The 19858-nt window shown below is 57.4% G+C and carries 20 protein-coding genes; 11 read left to right on the top strand and 9 right to left on the bottom strand.

Going from position 1 to position 19858, the window contains the following annotated elements:
- Positions 1-65 precede the first annotated feature (65 nt).
- Positions 66-1049 (bottom strand): hypothetical protein, encoded by a 984-nt coding sequence (locus tag ACK6D9_RS04080; protein WP_412050730.1) that lies wholly within the window; start codon positions 1047-1049, stop codon positions 66-68.
- Positions 1050-1617: 568 nt separating this feature from the next.
- On the opposite strand from ACK6D9_RS04080, the gene ACK6D9_RS04075 reads away from it, so the two are divergent.
- The 5 genes from ACK6D9_RS04075 (at position 1618) to ACK6D9_RS04055 (ending at position 6116) form a co-directional block, all read left to right on the top strand.
- A complete protein-coding gene (locus tag ACK6D9_RS04075; protein ID WP_412050729.1) occupies positions 1618-2115 on the top strand; it encodes a molybdopterin-dependent oxidoreductase in 498 nt (165 codons plus the stop codon).
- Positions 2079-3884, top strand: coding sequence for an ATP-binding protein (locus ACK6D9_RS04070; protein ID WP_412050728.1), 1806 nt, complete (start codon positions 2079-2081; stop codon positions 3882-3884). Before ACK6D9_RS04075 ends, ACK6D9_RS04070 begins: the two co-directional genes overlap by 37 nt.
- The gene (locus tag ACK6D9_RS04065; RefSeq protein ID WP_412050727.1) at positions 3881-4933 is read left to right on the top strand and encodes a response regulator; all 1053 of its coding nucleotides are present in this window, start codon (positions 3881-3883) and stop codon (positions 4931-4933) included. The genes ACK6D9_RS04070 and ACK6D9_RS04065 overlap by 4 nt, the downstream gene beginning before the upstream one ends.
- 182 nt (positions 4934-5115) lie before the next feature.
- Positions 5116-5400, top strand: a complete 285-nt coding sequence (locus ACK6D9_RS04060) for a hypothetical protein (protein WP_412050726.1) — start codon at positions 5116-5118, stop codon at positions 5398-5400.
- Positions 5401-5663: 263 nt separating this feature from the next.
- Positions 5664-6116, top strand: coding sequence for a hypothetical protein (locus ACK6D9_RS04055; protein ID WP_412050725.1), 453 nt, complete (start codon positions 5664-5666; stop codon positions 6114-6116).
- Between the two features lie 272 nt (positions 6117-6388).
- Here ACK6D9_RS04055 and ACK6D9_RS04050 read toward each other — a convergent pair whose 3' ends face one another.
- Positions 6389-7213, bottom strand: a complete 825-nt coding sequence (locus ACK6D9_RS04050) for a DUF2846 domain-containing protein (protein WP_412050724.1) — start codon at positions 7211-7213, stop codon at positions 6389-6391.
- Between the two features lie 7 nt (positions 7214-7220).
- Positions 7221-7544 (bottom strand): hypothetical protein, encoded by a 324-nt coding sequence (locus ACK6D9_RS04045; RefSeq protein WP_412050723.1) that lies wholly within the window; start codon positions 7542-7544, stop codon positions 7221-7223.
- A 142-nt stretch (positions 7545-7686) separates the two neighbouring features.
- Here ACK6D9_RS04045 and ACK6D9_RS04040 point away from each other — a divergent pair, with 142 nt between their 5' ends.
- Entirely contained in the window at positions 7687-9414 is a 1728-nt protein-coding gene (locus ACK6D9_RS04040) for a hybrid sensor histidine kinase/response regulator (RefSeq protein ID WP_412050722.1), read from the top strand.
- 19 nt (positions 9415-9433) lie between these two features.
- Here ACK6D9_RS04040 and ACK6D9_RS04035 read toward each other — a convergent pair whose 3' ends face one another.
- A complete protein-coding gene (locus ACK6D9_RS04035; protein WP_412050721.1) occupies positions 9434-10042 on the bottom strand; it encodes a response regulator in 609 nt (202 codons plus the stop codon).
- Positions 10043-10213: 171 nt separating this feature from the next.
- Between ACK6D9_RS04035 and ACK6D9_RS04030 the strand changes: the two genes are divergently transcribed.
- Positions 10214-10468, top strand: coding sequence for a hypothetical protein (locus ACK6D9_RS04030; RefSeq protein ID WP_412050720.1), 255 nt, complete (start codon positions 10214-10216; stop codon positions 10466-10468).
- A gap of 88 nt (positions 10469-10556) precedes the next feature.
- Here ACK6D9_RS04030 and ACK6D9_RS04025 read toward each other — a convergent pair whose 3' ends face one another.
- Together ACK6D9_RS04025 and ACK6D9_RS04020 are read right to left on the bottom strand one after the other, a co-directional pair.
- The gene (locus ACK6D9_RS04025; protein WP_412050719.1) at positions 10557-11006 is read right to left on the bottom strand and encodes a hypothetical protein; all 450 of its coding nucleotides are present in this window, start codon (positions 11004-11006) and stop codon (positions 10557-10559) included.
- Positions 11007-11057: 51 nt separating this feature from the next.
- Positions 11058-11654 carry a hypothetical protein gene (locus ACK6D9_RS04020; protein WP_412050718.1) on the bottom strand — a complete coding sequence of 199 codons (597 nt, stop codon included), beginning with the start codon at positions 11652-11654 and terminating at the stop codon, positions 11058-11060.
- A gap of 524 nt (positions 11655-12178) precedes the next feature.
- Between ACK6D9_RS04020 and ACK6D9_RS04015 the strand changes: the two genes are divergently transcribed.
- A complete protein-coding gene (locus ACK6D9_RS04015; RefSeq protein WP_412050717.1) occupies positions 12179-13624 on the top strand; it encodes an aldehyde dehydrogenase family protein in 1446 nt (481 codons plus the stop codon).
- An 84-nt stretch (positions 13625-13708) separates the two neighbouring features.
- On the opposite strand, the gene ACK6D9_RS04010 is transcribed toward ACK6D9_RS04015, so the two are convergent.
- Positions 13709-14707, bottom strand: a complete 999-nt coding sequence (locus ACK6D9_RS04010; RefSeq protein WP_412050716.1) for an NADPH:quinone reductase — start codon at positions 14705-14707, stop codon at positions 13709-13711.
- A gap of 227 nt (positions 14708-14934) precedes the next feature.
- Here ACK6D9_RS04010 and ACK6D9_RS04005 point away from each other — a divergent pair, with 227 nt between their 5' ends.
- From ACK6D9_RS04005 to ACK6D9_RS03995, 3 genes are all read left to right on the top strand, one after another.
- Entirely contained in the window at positions 14935-15537 is a 603-nt protein-coding gene (locus ACK6D9_RS04005; protein WP_412050715.1) for a TetR/AcrR family transcriptional regulator, read from the top strand.
- Position 15538: 1 nt separating this feature from the next.
- Positions 15539-15868 carry a multidrug efflux SMR transporter gene (locus ACK6D9_RS04000; protein ID WP_322990449.1) on the top strand — a complete coding sequence of 110 codons (330 nt, stop codon included), beginning with the start codon at positions 15539-15541 and terminating at the stop codon, positions 15866-15868.
- Between the two features lie 471 nt (positions 15869-16339).
- The gene (locus ACK6D9_RS03995; RefSeq protein WP_412050714.1) at positions 16340-17971 is read left to right on the top strand and encodes a GMC family oxidoreductase; all 1632 of its coding nucleotides are present in this window, start codon (positions 16340-16342) and stop codon (positions 17969-17971) included.
- 185 nt (positions 17972-18156) lie between these two features.
- Here ACK6D9_RS03995 and ACK6D9_RS03990 read toward each other — a convergent pair whose 3' ends face one another.
- Together ACK6D9_RS03990 and ACK6D9_RS03985 are read right to left on the bottom strand one after the other, a co-directional pair.
- The gene (locus ACK6D9_RS03990; protein ID WP_412051727.1) at positions 18157-19395 is read right to left on the bottom strand and encodes a lytic murein transglycosylase; all 1239 of its coding nucleotides are present in this window, start codon (positions 19393-19395) and stop codon (positions 18157-18159) included.
- A gap of 71 nt (positions 19396-19466) precedes the next feature.
- Complete coding sequence (locus tag ACK6D9_RS03985) at positions 19467-19856, bottom strand: RidA family protein (RefSeq protein ID WP_412050713.1); 390 nt, start codon at positions 19854-19856, stop codon at positions 19467-19469.
- Positions 19857-19858 lie beyond the last annotated feature (2 nt).

Genomic DNA, 19858 nt, shown 5'->3' with positions numbered 1-19858 from the left:
CTTAATGCGGCCGCGCAAGCAAGCAGTTGCCGCGTAGCTGTTTAGACATTTGGATGACTGCGCCTTCATGCCGGGTGTGGGGTGTCGACATCTGCTGGCGTATCGCTGCCATGTCCGAAAGCGCGGTCTTTCAGCTTGCGGAATTTGCCCGACATCTGTTCCAGCTTGGCCTCCCACTCAGGATTGGGCTGCTGGCCCTCGATCGTTTTGAAATAAACCTGCATCATGCACGTGATCGCGAAGGGCTCCAGCAGTGCGGCCTTTACGCTCCATGCGAACAAAAGTGCAAAGACAACGCCACCTGCGGCCCATGCCCCGGGCATCAGATAAACCACCAACGCCGCCGGAGCGAGCATGAGAACAAACACCACGATTCCCAATCCGTAGACAATGATCGCCAGCCACGCAGCGTTTTTCAGCATCGTCTTGTAATTCTGGCCGTAGAGTACAAGCGCCTCCTTGGCCGACATCCACGCATTGTCTGATTTCGTGCGGATCGCATATGCGAGGATCACCTCATCCACAAACCCCACCGCGACGCGCAGGAAGGCTGACAGGATGCCGCTCAACTGCTGTGCGCCGGGGATCGGCAGGATAGTAAGGACGCCACGCACCAAACCCGAAATCGCGCGCACAACACCCTTGATCAGCTGGTCGACCGCGAACAGCACACTGGCCTGCGGAAACCGTTCTTTGACCACGGCCGTCGCATGGCTGATCTGGCTGCGGCCTTGCGGCATCGGTTTGCCGTCAATCAATTCAATCAGGACCGCAATATGCCCGGCCTTGACAATATAGAGGATATACTCCCGCGCCCAGTACATGACGACGCCGAACATGCCGAAGCCTGCGAAGCCACCCCATGCAGTGGTTGTGGCGCGAAACTCCTCGTCACCGAAACCGCCGATGCCATAACCAACACCGGCACCCGCGCCAGTGACCAGGATATAGCCAAGCGTGATCCCGAAATACACGGCGATGCGAAGGAAAATGAATGGCATGGTTCGGCCCATCATGCCGAGCGCGCTGCCGATGCTGAAATCCCACATCCCAATCTCCTTTGGTCTGAAACCCTGTTGCTCGTTTGGAAAACTCCGTGCTGCGCCACGTCATGTTTCGCAGGCGCTATGGGCGTGTCTATCGGTGCGTGCGCGCGCGACGCAGGAAGCTGTTTGCCGATCGTGCCGCGACTTTCCAATGCCGGCTCTTTTCCCTGCAGCATAAGGAACCGAGACCGATTTGATCACTGGCCTGCCGTTGGTGATCATCTCCATTGTCTCGCCTGTCGGACATATCTCGCTGTGAAATCTGATCCCACCCCATCCCTGCAGACTGGCGGAGCCGGCAATTTCCATTCGATCTCGCAATGGCTTTTCTCGACCCGGTTTTCAGGCACCTCGCAACCGGCAAGCACAATCCGTTCACCGGCTCAAACGGTGCGGGAGGAATTTGGCGGCGACTGGCACCTGTGTGGTCCGGTTAGCTGCCACGTATGCTTGATCGGCACGCTTAAAAAACAGATGATTGCACAACCCGCACCCCCTACGCCCCGTCCGTTTGAACGGGGTGCAGCTATTGCTTGTAAAATATAATGTTTGCAGAACGATCCAGAGCCTGATGAACTGCACGGTAAAGAGGACATCGAGTATGTGGAGACTGATGGTCACGGGCCTTGTGTTGCTGGGGGCCGCCGGCGTTGCGCAAGCCGAAGCGACTATCCTGGAGGTCACGGGGCGGATCGCCGGAGGGGGCGCCAAACTGGATCGCGCGGCACTCGAAGCATTGCCGCCCGCGGCGCTGGTCACCTCTACCGTTGTCACCGATGGACAGCATCATTTCACCGGCTTTTTGATGCGCGACCTGCTCAATCATCTGGATGCGAAAGGCGATAGTGTCACCGCTGTTGCGTTGAACGACTACGCGGTGGAGATCCCAATCTCCGACTTTTACGAATATGACGTGATTGTTGCCTTTGACATGGACGGCCAGCCCCTGACACGCGACGACAAGGGGCCGCTCTGGATTGTCTATCCGCGCGACGATCATCAGGCTTTGCAGGACATTCGGTTTGATTACCGATGGGTATGGCAATTGCAACTACTCGACGTGCAATGACGCGCAGCCGTCATGCTATTCTCGGACTGGCCCTGCCATTAACTGCCGTCCTTGTCTTTGCCGTGCTGCTTACATTTTCGATGCTGCGCATGTTCGAAATGCAGAACGCAATGCGCGTGGGTGCGGAGCAGAACATGCTCTGGGTGCTGCACCAAAGCGAGGTAGCGGCCCTGCGGATGATCGAGACGGCAGCACTGGCTGAACTTGGTGAAGCAGACCAGGATGACCTTGCGCTGCGCCTGGATATTCTTGCCAGCCGGGTGGCGCTTCTGAACGACGGGCCGCAGCGCCGTTTTGTCGAAAGGATCGGCATGGAAGACGATCTGGATCGGCTCCAAGCGACACTGGCAAGCGTCAAGACAATTATAGATGATTTCACGCAGGGCGATGGTCCGCGCCTACACAACACGCTCGACCCATTCTCGCGTATTTTCGGGCGGGCGGCGAACAAGGCGATGATTGCGGAATGGGATGATATGGGCGGGCGGCTGGAAGCGTCGCGCGGACAGTTGCACCAGATCATAGCATCCCTGATTGGAATCATGATTGCAGGCGGTACACTCGCCGTCATGCTTGTCATGGCGCTGCGCGAGTCACGTCAACGCAATCGCATGCTACTCCGCGAGCGGGATTTTTCCGGTCTGCTGATTTCGTCAAGCGGGGAAGGCATCCTGGCTGTAAACCGCGAGATAAAATGCACCGTGTGGAACGACGCCATAGCCGGGATGATCGGCAAACCCGCCGAGCAGGTGGTCGGCCGCACCTTGTCCCAGGTTGCCGGATTTTTCGAAACCGCGCCGGTTCGGATTGGCATAGAACAAGCCCTTGCCGGGATCACGTCCAAAATGGCCTACCAGCCGCTGTTCGCTCCAGATCGCGAAAGGCCTTTATATGTCGATCTGAGGTTCTACCCAATGTGGAATGATGTCGGGATCGTGGGGGCGATCCTGTTCATGCACGACGCCTCTGATCGTCATGCGGCCAAACAGAGGGAGGCCCAGATTCGCGATCGTTTGGAGGAACTGGTGACAGAACGCACCCGCGACCTTGACAGCGCCTTGCAACGCGAACGGTCGGCGGCCGATCTCTACCGCAACTTCGCCGCGATGGTGTCGCATCAATTCCGCACGCCATTGGCGGTTGCAGATTCGGCTCTTCAGCGTTTGCTGCGGCGCGGACCGCGCGCCGACCCCGGCGAGGTGGTCGAGCGTGCCGGCCGGGCCCGCAGCGCTATTGCAGGCCTGACACGCTTGGTGGAAAGCACGCTGGACGCCGCACGACTGGATGCAGGCCAGATTGGCGCGCGGCGCGTAAACTGCGATATGAGCAAAATCGTCAGAACTGCCTGCGACCGCCTGGGTGATGCCGCCCCTGACCGCCATATCGAGGTATCGTATCCCTTACTCGGTCAGCCCATCGCCTATTGCGATCCGGCCCTCGCCGAACAGGTGCTGGAAAACTTGCTGTCCAACGCCAACAAATACGCCCCGCCAAATACGTCGGTGTCAGTGGTTCTGCGCATTGACGACGGATGGCTTCATTGCGAGGTCAGCAACAGTGGCCTGCCGCTTTCCGAAAAGGACCGTGAACAAATATTTGAGCGTAACCATCGCGGCGCGAACAGCGTTGGCGTCGCCGGCACCGGTATTGGGCTGTTCATGGCGCGCACATTGGCGCGGATGCAGGGCGGCGACGTCACTTTGCAGGCAGCCAATGAAGGTACGACCTTTCGCATTTCCTTGCCCCGGTTCGGGGAGAAAACGACATGATGCCTGCGACCAAACCTGCCCAGATCCTTGTCATTGAAGACGAAGAACATTTACGACGCGACATCGTTGAAGAACTCCAGGAAGCCGGATATCGCACTCTCGACGCGCAGAATGGGGAAGCCGCGCTGGAGTTGCTGAAAAATGCGACCCCCGATCTTTTGCTTTGTGACATTACGATGCCAGGCCTCGACGGTTACGACGTGCTTGAACAAGTGCGCCGCAAGCGTCCTGACCTCTCCTCCGCGCCCTTTGTTTTCCTGACAGCCTTGTCCGAGCCCTATGAGGTGGTCGAAGGCAAGCTAAAAGGTGCAGACGACTATTTGGTCAAGCCGATAGATTATGACCTGATGCTGGCCACCATCGCTGCCAGGCTCCGCCAGGTCGAGCGAATACACAACCGACACGACGGCGAATTGGCAACCATACGCAATGCGCTGGCCGCGTTGTCCGGCAGTGGCGCCGAAGCTGCGCTGAACCTCATCGCTCTGGGAACCGTTCTACTCGATGAAAAGGCAGTGCCGGTTCTTGTCAACCGAGCTGCCGATCAAATGGCCGCCAATGGCGACTTCATCGCTATTGGCAATAAGGGCATATCCTCGCCGGATTCGGCTTCAAACCGGGCGTTGCAAAGTGCGATTGGCGGGGCGCTGGAGGCCGCATCGCGCCGTTGCGACAAAGTGCTCGGGGTCACGTTACAAAGAACCCACGATACCAGCGCTATTTCGGTCGTGATCTGTCCGCTTGTGCAGGCGGACACTGACTGCAAGGGGCGCGCTTGCGTTGCTTTGTTTATTTCTCCACCCGGTCAAAGCCAGCGCGTTCCAGAATCCCTGCTGATGGACTTGTTTTCGCTTACCCCGACCGAGGCGCGGGTCGCGAGTGCCTTGGCCCGATGCAGGCGCCCGAGCGATGTGGCGGCGGAACTTGGCGTATCGCAAACCACCATCTCGTTCCACATGCGCAACCTGTTTCAGAAAACCGGCACCAATCGTCAGGCTGACTTGATTGCACTAATCCTCGCATGCCCGATGATGATGAAATTTGGGTAGACGGAGTCTCGCCAACCCGCGACTGTCTGACATCAGTGTCATTGAGACCCATGGGGCTTAATTGAGAAGAGGCGTTGTCACGTTAACCGTCGCCTCATTGCCGGTGCTGCGAGACGGGTGTGGTTTAAGCCATGTCATCGCCACTCATCAGCTACAATTACCACCGTTGTCCATCCCGGATCATGGCCCATGCAATCAGGTTCTATGCGCGGTTTAATCTGAGCCTGCGCCAAGTTGAGGAGATGCTGCGGGATCGCGGCATCCACGTATCATATGAGAACATTCGGCTTTGGACTGCCAAATTCAGCCCACAGATCGCTGGTTTTTTGGGTAGCGGCCGGACCAACCTGGAGGCGGACAGATTGAGCATTTTTCTTGTATATGCCCACCCAAACCAGCTTGGCTCTGACGCCGGTTCCAAGGAAAGCGGGTCACGGCGTTATAAAGTCGATTATGTGTCCGGTTGATATACTAACCGGTACACATGTACATGTTGACACTCAAACCTGTTTCCAGCCACATTCAGACTGTGAAATGAAACAGGTCCGGAGCCAACGTGCATAAACCTTTGGTATTTTTTCAACGGAAATCGTCATTCGTCAAATCTTGTAAAATACAAAATGATTTTTTATTTGAAGAAGCATTAATCATGTTCATAGGAATTCCGTAATTCTGCATGATTCATTAAATTAAATCCGCACAACAACTACGACCCCGGAAACACATCACAATGCGTTATTGGTTTTTCGCTTTCGCAATTTTACTTATGGGCAATAGCACGGCCCTTGCCCAAAGCTGCGTCGATTATGACATCTATGATGCCGGCAAGACCTATCCAGAGGCCCGGCTCGTTGTGAATTATCTGGCCGACATTCAAGAGCAGGACCTTTACAGCTCCAAAGGGGTGAGGTTGTCAAATGCGGAACAGATTTTACGGCAAGATCGTGCCAATGTTCACAAATTCAAAATAGGCAGCGAGATGGACACTCGTGACAGCTTTTTCGGTAAGTCCGCAAATCGCGCGCTGCTGGAGACCGCTCAGCTTGTAACTTATTGCGACGTCAATCTTGCCGCACTCAAGCGCCAGATTTTACAGGGCCGAGTTTCCGGCTTTCTTGACGTGATGGTGTTCAAGATGCTCAGCACGGGACGCTTTATGGTGTTCATCAATGTTGTTGGCTAGCAGGGATCTTACTCGCGTAAATACCCATTAAGCGCCGCAAAAACCAGAGTTTGCCAAGCCCGTTTCTTGCGAACAATAAAGCGAGTGGGGTACTGACACTTAATGACTGCAGAACGTCGCAACCGCGCTCCACAAATTGATGAACGAAACCATCGGAGTTCGACAATCGGTGCCGAATTTTGCTGGGCACATGATGGCTTCCATGCCTCGAAAATTGCGAAGAAAGAAGGAGCTGCGAATCTAAGGGGTCTATTTCTGCCGTGGCCGCTCTTCTACCCGCGCACGCCCCCAGTCGACGATGCCTCTTGGAGTTCGAAATTCTCCCCTTTAAGCAGCGTCTTGATCTTGATCCAGGCCTTAGATGCCATGCCCGGCGGCGGCGCGGCATTCGGGGCATCCGGTATTTGAAAAGACATCTTCTCGGTGAGTTTGATGAGCCCACCATGAACGATTATGTCAGCCCTCGAACCCTCTTCGACATTGACCTTGTCGCCAACGTATAATCGAGAGCCCGGCTTGGCCGGCAACGTCTTGATTCCCCGCTCAACAAATACCCGCCCGCTGATGGAGCTAATGCTGCCTTCGGATTTGACCGCTGAGCCTCTGTATTCGTTGATAACTTTCACAAGCGAATATTTGGCGATTTCAGCGCTGGCTTTTGCCGCCGGCACTTGCCTGATCTTGACCTTTGAGGTGTAGATCGAGTCCGGCCCATGCTTCAAATAGTAGGTGCGTCCGGCATCGGCGTTCAGCTCAAATTGCTCGACCCCTTCGGAATAGATACCGAGATGGGATTCCGGCGTGAGTGTCTTGATCCCCGCATTGGTCTTGATGGCAATGAACGATCCGTTTTTCAGCGCGCCAATTTTGGCTCCATTGTACCGAACTGGCCATGCTGTCGCGGAGCCGACAAACCCGCCTTCGCGATAGATCAGCAGGAACACTTCGTCGCCATTGAGGCTTTCAGCCCGCTCCGCGCTTGCTGCAACGATCTTCCTCTGTTCACTGCTTCCTCGTGTCGAGACAGCGCTGGAGGATTCCCACGTTGACGAACACCCAGAAACAATGAACAGAAGCGTCAGAAGCGGGTATTTCATGAAAATACTACTTCTTCAGTTCACATACGACGGGGTGATTCCCGGAGTTTTGGCGAATGCCAATGTATCCCTTATATTGCCACGTCTCTTTTGCCTTTTTTCTTGCATAGGAATTTGAATAGAAATCCATATTGCAATACCGTCCGAATCCAACGCAACCGCTCGGTAGTCCATTGCAGCGGGTATCGGTGTACAGGCCCTGCACATTTCCGGCATGATCACCGAAGTAATAGGGCGCGCTTGTACCTGCCAGGCTGGCGGTCGACAACGCGCACAACAATGCTCCGCCCAGAAACGCCAATTTTTTGAGTGAATTTTGATTTCCAGCCATTTTCGCTTCCAATTATTGCTTTTTGCCAACGTGGCTGAAAGCTAGATGCGAGAGATAGGCTGTTGCAATTCGGACAGATGTACTAGTGCGCGAGCTCCTCTACCGAGCTAGGTTGGGATGTGCTTTTTAGGATGGACATCGTATGAAAACGCTGTTTCCCGGTGTCGTTGACTTCCAGGCTGACCGTGCTCGCTTGTTTTCGCGCGCGCCTGCCAAGATATTTCTCGGACACATCGCAGCAGCAAGCGTGCTCATCTATCTCGCATGGGATGTATTGGCGCTGCACTGGTTGTTGCTCTGGGGCGTTTGGGAAATCCTGGTAACGCCAACCCTTCTTTACGTCCTCGGCAAACAAGCAGAGGACCCGCTGAACACCGGGCTCAATCTGAACGAATGGCAGAACAGGCTCCACGCCCTTTTTGCTGCCGTAGGATTGAGCTGGGGAACGTTTGTCTGTCTTGGACTGGACATCCAAAATCCTGCGCATTTCTCGATGCAGATGGCCATTGTTGCGGGAGCCGCAGCTTCGGCAGCCCGCTCCCTTGGCATTTTCAAGTTCTCGTATTTTTTCTACGTGGTTCCCTTTACCGGACTCCTCGCCATTCGGATCTTCCTGATGGGCGGTGACTTTGTTCTTCTGGGGATTCTCGTCGTCATCTTCACGGTCATGATGTGCGGCTTGGCCAACGATACCAGCGATGAACTATCTGAATATCTAGCCACCAAATTGGACAACCTCGATCTGGCAGAAAAATATCACGCTGCAGCAAAGAAGGCAGATGTAGCCAATGCCGCCAAAACACAGTTTCTGGCACAGGCAAATCACGATTTGCGGCAGCCGATACACGCCATCGGGCTGCTCACCGAGTGCTTGCGCGATCAAAAACTTGATGCCGACGGGCAAGACGTTTTGGATACCATTGATCTGTCGATCGACAATCTTTCCAATTTGTTCAAATCGCTTCTGAATGTCACCTCGCTGGATTCCGGTGGATTGAAACCCGACCTGACAGTTTTTTCGCTGGATGAGGTGCTGCGCCAAACCGCGCGGCAAGCTCTGCCTGAAGCCGAGGAGCGTGGTGGTTTCATAAATCTGGTCGGAACGTCTGTCTGTGTGGAAACCGATAAGGCCCTTCTGTCTTCGATCGTCCAGAACCTGGTTTTCAATGCCGTCAAATACGCACCAGGTAGGAAGATACTTCTGGGGGCGAGGGTGAGGAACGGCACGGCAAGTGTTCATGTTCTCGATCAGGGAATTGGCGTGCCTGATCATCTCCAGGAGGGGATCTTTCAAGAGTTTGTTCGCGGCAATCCGCATGGTCCGGGGCGCACGGATGGGCTGGGTTTGGGGTTACCGATTGTATCCCGCACGGCGCGGCTTCTTGATTTGAGCGTTGATTTCAATTCAACGGAAGGCGTTGGTACGCACGTTATCATCGATGGACTCGAGGTTTCATCCCGACCAGTCCAGGCGCAGGCTGTCACCAATTCCAGCAGGGTTTATAAAAAGCCGAACAAGACGGTACTGATCATCGACGACAACCCGCAGGTGACAAAGGCAATGAAAAACCTTCTGTTGAGCTGGGGCTATGACGTGGAGACCAGTACGCCAATGTCGGATTATCTGACACGTTTTGACATGCTTCTCATGGACTATCACCTCAACATTCCGAAAAACGGCATCGACCTTGCAAAAGAGATAAACCAGCGATCGGCAATGCCTACCGCAATTATCAGCGGTACGATCACCGATCAAATCGGGGAATTGGCGAAACAGGAGGGATTTTGGACGCTCCACAAGCCTGTCTCGCCTATGCAGCTGCGGTCTGTCCTCTTGGCAATGGCCACCGGTTACGCCAACGCCAGCTGATGCCGCAGAATTGCACCGGCTAAATCAATCCGTACAAAACCGCCTTTGCCGATGCGGCCGAGCGGGTGGATACCCCCATTGACTTAAACACCGCGGAAATATGTGCGCGAACGGTAAAAGGAGAAATACCCAATTCGCGCGCAATTTCCTTGTTTGTCTTTCCCTGACCTATTCCGACAAGGACATCGATGTGGCGTTGTGGGAGGTTTGGGATAATGCTCTGCCCGATGGCATCATCACCATCCAGACAGACAACAATTTCGCCCTCCACGATCTTGTTGATGGAAAGCAGTATTTCGTCGGGGGAGACGGATTTCGAAATGAATCCGTTTGCCCCCGCTGCGATCATTTCTTTCGCAACCTTGTTGTCGTCAGTCATGGAAATAACAACCAGAGCTGACCCGGGGTATGCTTGGCGCAAATCAGCTACAGTTTCCGCTCCCTTGAAACCAGGAAACACCAGATCAAGCAGCATCATGATCGGAGCTTCGTTTTTTCGCGCCTCTGACAGCAAGGAATCCGTGTCGGTCACCTCTACAATCGAAGCCGTCATAACGCGCAGAATGATACGTCGCAGACCTTCACGGAACAGCGGGTGGTCGTCAGCAATAATTATCCTGCCAACCATTTCTCCCCGCCCCCCAAGGTGCCCAAACTCCATTATCCAGCAATACTTTATAAAGGTATGGCGCTCAAGGGACCGAAACTTTAATGCTTTCAATGATCCGTCTACATTGAGCCGAGAGTTTCGCTCAATCCGGGCACCACTTGAAACAAGATGACCTCCGAGGGCTCAAACATGCTTCAGATCACTTGCAATCTGGTTGTGCCGGGGCTTGGCACCGTCTTCATGCGAAAGCCAGTTGTCGGAACCATTCAGCTGCTGATGCTGGTTTGCGCACTCGTGTTAGCCGCCACCGTGTTTCTTGTATTTTTCGGGATTGTCGTCTGGTTCATCGATCTGATTTGGGCACTTGGAACTGGCGTTTTCTGGTATCGACAGAGGCGACAAAGTTTACGCAACGTTACAGCAAGCACCGAGAGCCATTCATAGGGTAGCGTGCCATGACGGCTGTGAACTCGGCGGCAACTGCGAAGAATTTGGGGAAATAGCCCAGCGCGCTTAGCGATGTGGGGATAGCTCAAAAATAGGTGAAATTGACATAGCCAATCAGCGCTGCACCGCTCAAAACGCAAAGTACGAAGATGAGTGGTGCGATCAAGCCGGAGAGGAAGCCAAGGTTCTCTATCCAGAGAATTGGCTTTTTTGCGATATGGGCATTCACAGGGTCAACAGACATCTGAACCGGCTCACCCTCCTTCAGCAGCGGGTTTTTACGATGCGCCGCGAGCGGGGAGAGCGTAAACCAGAAAAAGACGAGGCCAGCTGCGCCATATAGCGATAAAGTCAGTAAATCGATCGGACCGCTGCCTCTGAACACAATCCATCCCCAAAACCCGAGCGCCAGAATTCCAACCGTCGTCGCGACACCGATGCTGGCGGCGGGCGTGATGTCGATTTCAGCGGCACAATTTCCGCATTTGTAATGGATCGTCGAATTGTACACCTGCATCTTGCGCGAGACCGGCATCAGCCTGGGTTCGTGGCACTGGGCACATTGTCTTGCTCTGGAAATTACCACTCACTCAGCTCCAAGCTTGCAGTGTTTACGGATTGCGGCCACACCAATAGCCGTGCCCTTTGTCCCGAAAGTATAGGCAAGCTCGCCATCGGGGTTCAGGATGTCCAGACGACGCGACGCCGCTAAAGCATCAAGCTCGGATTTGCCGGCATTGATCGAGCCAAGCCAGGCCTGATCTCCCGGACCACCGTCAAAATAGTGGGCGTCCAGACGTTCTCGATAAACAGCACCGCCCGACAGCGTGAAAAGCAGCGATAATCTGGCACTGGCATCGTCCTGTGCATACAATTTGGGGAGCGAGGTTGTGAAAAATTTCACACGGAGACGGTTGACCTCCCAGTCATTTCCATCGCAACTAAATTCAAGTGCAAACTCATGCAATTCTGTGCGCATATTTGCGTGTTGAAGGCCATTCACATCCTTGGCGGCCGTTGTTGTCCATTCATTTGCACCAGCGTTCCCTGCGCCTGACATCATCATGACAAGCGTTGCAAAATCCACCAACAGAGCTCGCATCTGCAATTCTCCGTAATCATTTCTGTTCAATCTGGAAAAGGCTAAGAACCAGAAATTGTTCCCGCCGGTGCTGTTGGCCAAGGGGCGACCTGAAAGGCGGAAATTTCGCTATCCCCCGCTGTATTCTAGGCGGAATTGAATCCGTTACCCTGTCAGTTGCCAAGGGTAGCCGATTATCTTCCAGGGTAAATTAGTACATCTGTCCTAATGGTCACCACTTCGGTTCCATTGCCCGGCATTAAGGCATCGCAATGCCGTCAGGGGGCAAAGCGGTGGGCAATGGAAATGGCCCGCGGGTCATCACTCTGATCGCTGCGCAGGCAGGGCGTGTTCAGGCGCTGTGTCGCCCGCTTCTTCAAGGCGTGCTTTCTCATCATCCGGCCATCCGTGAGTGGCTTCCCGACCGCGACGTAACTTACTTGGGTGCAACCTATCGACTGATCCGCGCCATTCTTCATGGCGCCTGCATTAAAAACTCCGTCCGGGCACGCCAGAATCGCGGCCGGGCGGAAATCGTGGTTGCCAGCAGGGCCCTTCCCCCCCTAGAGATCGGACAGACACATCGGCTGGTCCCCGAGGCCCGCCCGAATTGCTGGAGACCGATTATGATCGACAAACGCGAATTCTACATCAATGGCGCATGGGTCAGCCCGCTGGCCGGACGCGACTGCGAGGTGATCGACCCGTCAACCGAGGAAGCCTGCGCGACAATCTCGCTGGGCGGAACCGACGACAGCAACGCGGCCGTTGCTGCCGCCAAGGCCGCCTTCGAGAGCTGGTCGCAGACCGATCCCGAAACCCGGCTCGGCTATGTCAAGAAAATCCGCGATATCTATGTCGAGCGCGCCGAGGACATGGCCCAGGCAATCAGCCTGGAAATGGGTGCGCCGATCGACATGGCCCGCTCAAGCCAGGTCACCGCCGGCACCTGGCACATCGATAACTTCATCACTGCGTTCAAGGATTTCAAATTCCTGCGGCCGCTTGGCGACCATGCGCCCAATGATCGTATCGCCATGGAGGCGATTGGCGTTGTCGGGCTGATCACGCCCTGGAACTGGCCGATGAACCAGGTGACGCTGAAGGCCATTCCGGCGCTGCTGGCAGGCTGCACCATGGTGCTCAAGCCCTCCGAAATCGCGCCGCTGTCGTCGATCGTGTTTGCCGAAATCATCGATGCGGCAGGCGTGCCGGCAGGCGTGTTCAACATGGTCAATGGCGACGGGCTGGGTGTCGGCACCGATTTGTCGACCCATGCAGATGTCGAAATGATCAGCTTTACCGGCTCGGCGCGCGCCGGCGCTGCAATTTCCAAGGCCGCCGCCGACACCTTCAAGCGGGTCTGCCTGGAACTGGGCGGCAAGGGCGCCAATGTGATCTTCGCCGATGCCGACGACAAGGCCGTGACGCGCGGCGTGCGTCATTGTTTCAACAATACCGGCCAGAGCTGCAATGCGCCGACTCGCATGCTGGTGGAGCGTTCGGTCTATGACCAGACGATCGAAAAGGCGATTGAAGTCGCAGGCAAGACCAAGGTCGCAACCGCGCATCAGCCCGGCAACCATATCGGCCCGGTGGTCTCGGCTGCACAATATGAGAAAATCCAGGGTTATATCCAGAAGGGCATCGATGAAGGCGCGCGGCTGGTGGCCGGCGGCGTCGGTCGGCCCGAAGGTCTCAATCGGGGCTATTTCGTTCGGCCGACGATCTTTGCGGATGTGTCCAACGACATGACCATTGCACGCGAGGAGATTTTTGGTCCGGTGCTGTCGATCATTCCGTTCGACAGCGAGGAACAGGCTGTAGCGATTGCCAATGACACGCCCTACGGCCTGACCAATTACGTGCAGAGCCAGGATGGCGCCAAGCGCAACCGCATGGCGCGCAAGTTGCGCTCGGGCATGGTGGAAATGAATGGCCAGTCACGCGGCGCCGGCGCACCGTTTGGCGGCGTCAAGGCGTCGGGCCGGGCGCGCGAAGGCGGCGTCTGGGGGCTTGAGGAATTCCTCGAAGCCAAGGCTATTTCCGGCTGGGACAGCGCCGCCGAATAGGTTTGAGCGCCTGCAAATACAAAACAGCCCGTCCTGTCTCAGGACGGGCTGTTTTCGCGTCAGGCCGAAGCTGTCGCGTGATGCTTAAACCTTCAAAATGGCATTGCCGACCAAAGTGCCGCTCTCAACCGCCTGATGCGCTGCGGCGGCATCGGCCAGATCGAACACCCTGTCGATCCGCGGAGCGAGCGCGCCCTCGGCCAGCAGCCGGTTGATGTCTGTGACGGCCGACCGCTTGGCTGCATCCGACATCGAATAGACATAGACCGGCTGAACCGTGATGTTGCGGAAGGCCAGCGGATAGAACGGCAATGCCGGCGTCAGGTCGGTCGCCGAGGCGTAGGCGCCGACGCTGGCATTGAAGGACAGGGTCTTCGGATAGAGGTTGAGATGCGCGGCGAGATCGACCTCGGCAACGTGATCGACCCCATTGGCGCCGGCGATCTCGGTGATGCGGGCAACAAGATCCTCCTGCTTGTAATTGACCACAAATTCCGCGCCGGCGGCTCGGGCGATGTCCGCCTTGGCGTCGGAACTGACCGTGGCAATCACCCGCGCGCCCATGGCTTTGGCAATCTGGATTGCCGAATGACCGACCGCGCCGGCGCCGCCGGTCACAAGCACCGTCTTGCCGTCAACCGGACCGGCGCACAGCACCGCCCGGTGCGCAGTCATGGCCGGAACACCAAGACAGGCGCCCACGTCAAAACCGGTCTGGTCGGGCAACGGTGCGGCCAGTGCGGCGGGTACAGAGACATAGTCGGCGGCGGTGCCAATGACGCCCTGGGCGAGGCCATCTGACGAGCGATTGACGTTGAACAGCCAGACCCGCTCGCCAACCCGCTTTTTGTCGACCCCTTCACCCACCGCCTCGATAATTCCGGCGCCGTCATTGTGAACGATCACTCGGTCGGCCACCATCGGGCCCTGCGCGCCGCTGCGCAATTTGACATCAGACGGATTGACCCCGGATGACATGATCCGCACCAATACTTCGCCCGCGCCCGGCTCCGGCTTCATGGTCTCGCCAAGTTCGAGAACATCGGCGGCGGCTCCGCGCCCGGTGCAGAAAATCGCTTTCATTCAGATCTCCATTACTGGCCGCGTGACAATAGCAGCCTGTCTTTCAGTTGCCGGTGGTGCTGTCGCGACCTTCGAGAGGCCCGTCCCGCGCACAACCCGGTGCTTTCCGCATAGATGCCAAACAGGGCGGCGAATGCAAGGCTTGCGGCAAACAGCGCGGTGAAAAGATCCTGGCAGCGGCCCGCATGCCTGCTTGCGAAAAAACCGTCCAGACGGTATGTTTTGATATGAGCGCTCAACCTCAGCGAAAGAACAACCCCGACGCAACGCGTGCAAGTCTGCTCGACTGCGCCGCGCAGATCATAGTCGAAGACGGCATGGCGGCGCTGACGCTGGACAATGTTGCGCGCCGGGCCCGGGTCAGCAAGGGCGGACTGCTGCACCATTATCCCGGCAAGGAAGCACTGGTCTCGGGCCTGTTTGAGCAGGTGGTAGCCTGGTTTGACGGCCGAATCGATGCACTGATTGATCCGGACAAGACCGTACCTGCCCGGTTTTCCCGAGCCTATCTCGGGGTAATCGCCAGCATCGACATGACCGTTCCCGAGGAAAAACGGCTCGCCGTGCTGATGCTGATGCTCAGTTCCGATCCGCATTTCTGCGCCCGCTGGAATCAGTGGGTCGAAGCCCGCCTGCACCAGCATCGGCTCACCGACCGGAGCGCTGCGGCCCGGACGCTGCGGCTGGCCGCTGATGGGTTGTGGCTGTCCGACCTTGGCGGCGGGCCTGATTCCAGTCCGTCGGCACGCCGACACATTTTGCAGTTTCTCGAATCCCTCGTCACAGCCCAGGCTGTTGCCGGCGGCCTCGCCAACAAAGGAAATCCCTGACATGCCGTGGCTATTTCTGGGCATTGCCATCACCGGCGAAGTTATCGCCACCACCGCGCTGAAGGCATCTGACGGCTTCAGCAAATGGGGCTATGCGACAATCTCGATCGTCGGTTATGCGATCTCGCTCTATTTTCTGGCGATCATTCTTAAAACCATTCCCGTGGGTGTCGCCTACGCGATCTGGTCGGGGGCCGGCGTGGCGCTGGTTACCTTTATCGGTGTGGTTCTGCTTGGCCAGAAACTCGATCTGTTCGGCTATCTCGGCATCGGCCTGATCGTCTCCGGCGTTCTGGTTCTAAACCTGCTCTCCGGCTCGACCGCCCATTAAGGCACGCGTTCAACTGGAGCTTAGAACCTGCTTTGGCGAATCCCGCTTGCTTTTCCCAGCGAGCTTCTCTGGGCCCGTTTGAGTTCGACAAATTGGCAATTGCGCAAGACTGGCGCATGGATCAACAAGGCGATAACATCGCTTTGCATCCACTCGAAATCGGGCGTGTGCAGCTATCGTCGATGTTCATGGCCTGCCGGTCTGCATCGCCCGTTGCCGTGGTGCTGACGGTCCTTTCGCGAGGGACGCAGCGAAGATCGACCTCGGGCTGCTCGCCGGCTTCTGCATCGGCGACGATGCAATGGTCACGAAAGAACGTCCTTATGAGCCCACCCCCGCCCATGCCGGTCTTGGCGAACAGAGTGATCCTCTCTGTTCGGGGGTTACCGCAGCCACGACGCAGATCCGCGATCATCCCGTTATCCGAAGCCGCATCCTGCCGGCGCAGACGCACTTGAAAGGGAAGACCGCATGAAATCCACCGGCAACACCTCGGGCGAGCACAGCGTTTACGATTACATCATTGTCGGCGCAGGGTCGGCCGGCTGCGTGCTCGCCAACCGGCTATCGGCAGATCCGGGGACGCGGGTGCTGCTGCTGGAGGCTGGCGGCCGTGACAATTATCACTGGATCAAGATCCCCATCGGCTATCTCTATTGCATGGGCAACCCGCGCACCGACTGGATGATGAAAACGACTGCCGAGGCAGGGTTGAACGGGCGGACGCTGAATTATCCGCGCGGCAAGGTTCTGGGCGGATGCTCGTCGATCAACGGCATGATCTACATGCGCGGCCAGGCCGCCGATTATGACGGCTGGCGCCAGGCCGGCAACACTGGCTGGGGGTGGGACGACGTGCTTCCCTATTTCCTCAAATCCGAAAACAACTACCGTGGCCAATCTGCAGTGCACGGGACCAGCGGCGAGTGGCGAGTGGAAAAGCAGCGTCTTTCCTGGCCCATTCTCGATGCGTTTCGTGATGCTGCTGAGCAGATGGGCATTGCCAGGACAGATGACTTCAATGATGGCGACAACGAGGGCTCGGGCTATTTCGACGTCAATCAGCGTGGTGGCGTCAGATGGAGCACCGCCATGGCCTTTCTGCGCCCGGCGATGAGCCGCCCCAACTTGACCGTGCTGACCGGCGCCGAAACCGGGCAACTGGAGGTCACGGGCACCCGCGTCACCGGCGTGCGGTATCGGCACAAGGGCACAGACAAGCTGGCACGGGCAAGCGCCGAAGTGATCCTGGCTGCAGGCGCCATCAATTCGCCGAAGCTGCTGGAGCATTCCGGTATCGGCGATGGCAAGCGCCTCGCAGAGCTTGGCATCGATGTCGTCCATCACCTGCCAGGTGTCGGTGAGAACCTGCAGGACCATCTGCAGATCAGGACAGTGTTCCGGATCGAAGGCGCCAAAACGCTCAACCAGCTCTACCACAACCCGATCACCCGTGTGGGCATGGCGCTGCAGTACCTGCTGCGTCGATCCGGCCCGCTGTCGATGGCGCCAAGCCAGATGGGTATTTTCGCCCGCAGCGATCCGAGTCTCGCCACGGCTGACCTTGAATACCACGTGCAACCCTTGAGCACCGACAGTCTCGGCGAACCGCTGCATCGATATCCGGCGGTGACCGTGTCGGTCTGCAATCTCAGGCCGGAAAGCCGCGGCAGTGTCCATATCGAGGGAACCGACGTCAGTGCCGCCCCGGCCATCCGGCCGAATTATCTGACGGCGCCCCGCGACCGGATGGTTGCGGCGCAGTCGATCCGGCACGCACGCAGGCTGATGAGCCAGGAGGCAGTCAGCCGTTTCAAGCCGCAGGAAATGCTGCCGGGCAACCAGTACCAGAGCGACGAAGAGCTGACCCAACGCGCGGGCGACATTGCCACCACCATTTTCCATCCGGTGGGGACTTGCAAAATGGGGGATGATTCGCTGTCAGTGGTCGACAGCCGGCTGCGCGTGCATGGGCTCGGCGGCTTGCGCGTGGTCGACGCATCGATCATGCCTGCTATCGTTTCTGGCAATACCAACTCCCCGGTGATCATGATCGCGGAAAAAGCCGCAGACATGATCAAGGCCGACCGGGCCTTGCTTTAAGCGCGTGCGGCGATCCGTGCGGACGATCAGCAAGGCTTCGATCAGCCGGCGATGAATCCGTCCGGATGCAAAATCCCGTGCCGGTCCTTTCCCCGCCGAACTGGCGGCCTATTACTCGGGCTACTACCGCTTCGACTATCAGGCCGCCAAACCACGCCCAGAGAAAAGCGCCTGCCTAAAAGCCCTCAGCGAAGCGACTTCAGCAGCGCCGGTGTGGGGAAACACCCCGGCGCCTGACCGTTGCGGGCCTGCCATTCGCCAATCGAGCGGCGGGTCTTGTAGCCGGGCAGGCCATCCGCGCCGCCGACGTCGTAGCCGCTTTTCTCCAGTGCCTGCTGCAGCCGGGCAATATCGGAGCGCAGCATGCCACCAGACTTGCCCCAGGGCGTGACGAAAGCACCGACGCCATGGGCGATGCGGTCTGCGAGATTGCCAATGAACAGGGCATAGAGATCGGAATTGTTGTATTCCTTGATCACGTAGAAATTCGGCGTGACGATAAATTCCGGTCCGTAAATGCCGGCCGGCACCAACACCATGCCCGGCGCCTTGCGCTCATGCTCGGGGAACGGCCGTCCGGAAATGCGGATGATGCCCATATCGGTGAATTCTCGAATCGGCTTGGCGCGGTCTGGGCCTTCCAACGCGCAAGTCACGCCTTGCGGAATGACCGCTTCAAAACCCCAGTCACGGCCGCGGACCCAGCCCGACTGGGCAAGGTAGTTGGCGATCGAGGCAAGCGAATCGGGCACCGAGTTCCAGATATCGGCCTTGCCGTCGCCATCGAAATCGACCGCATGTTTGAGATAACTCGAGGGCAGGAATTGCGGCTGCCCCATGGCGCCGGCCCAGGACCCCTTCAGCGTCGAGGCCGGAACCCCGCTCCGCTCGAGAATCACAAGCGCCGCTAGGATCTCCGTTCTGAACAGATCCGGGCGGGTCGACATGAAGGCCTTGGTGGCGAGCACCCGAACCGCCGAATGAGGTATCTTGGCGCGACCAAAGCCTGATTCACGGCCCCAGATCGCGACAATGATCGAGGCAGGGACGCCGTAGCGCTGCTCGATCCGGGCCAGGGTTCTGGCATGTTTTTTCATCAACGATCGGCCGGAGGCGGCAAGACCCTGCAGCCGCTTTTCGCTGAAATAGGCGCCAGGGCTGCGGAACTCGGCCTGGCTCTGGGCGCGCTGCTTGGGTTTGGGAAATCCCGGCGGCGCCAGATCGGGCAGGTCCCAATCAAGCTGAATGCCGCTAAACGCGCGCTCGAAGACAGGCTTAGAAACGCCGGCGCGGCGCGCATCGGGCCACAAATCGGCTTGCAACCATCGCGAAAGCTGCGCTTCGACGTCCGCCTTGCTTGCCGCCAGCGATGGCGTCATCGCCGCAAATGATGCGGCCAGAAGCAGAATGAGAGATGTAACCAGGGTGCGAATCATGGCCGATCCTAGCCTGCCGGGTGGGTTAGGAAAATGGCGCGGCAGCAGGCATCGTTGCTTCAGATTGCCGAGAACGCCTCGATTTCGATTTCCGTGAGGAAATCAGGATGGGCCAGGCCGGCCACCATCACGTAGGTGGCGGCGGGCGCATGGCCCTGCAACATCTGATCGCGGGTCTCCCGGTAGGCAACAACATCGCCCGGAGCCACATCATAGACCCGGATGGCAACGATGTCGGAGATTCCCATGCCACCGGCCTCAAGCCCCGCCAGCGCGTTCATCCAGGCCTGCTCGGCCTGGGCGCGGTAGCCCTCGCGCAACTGTCCGTCAGGCGTGACGCCGATTTGTCCGGAAATGATCAGGCGGCGGCCGGGGCCAGTCATTTCCACCAGTTGAACATAATTCGAAGCCGGTTTCGGCATGGTCTCGGGGTTGAGAAAACGGGACATCA

Source organism: Hoeflea sp. Naph1, from assembly GCF_046837775.1.
GTDB lineage: Bacteria > Pseudomonadota > Alphaproteobacteria > Rhizobiales > Rhizobiaceae > Hoeflea.
Note: the sequence above shows the minus strand (reverse complement) of the source record. Positions and strands in the feature narration are given on the sequence as shown.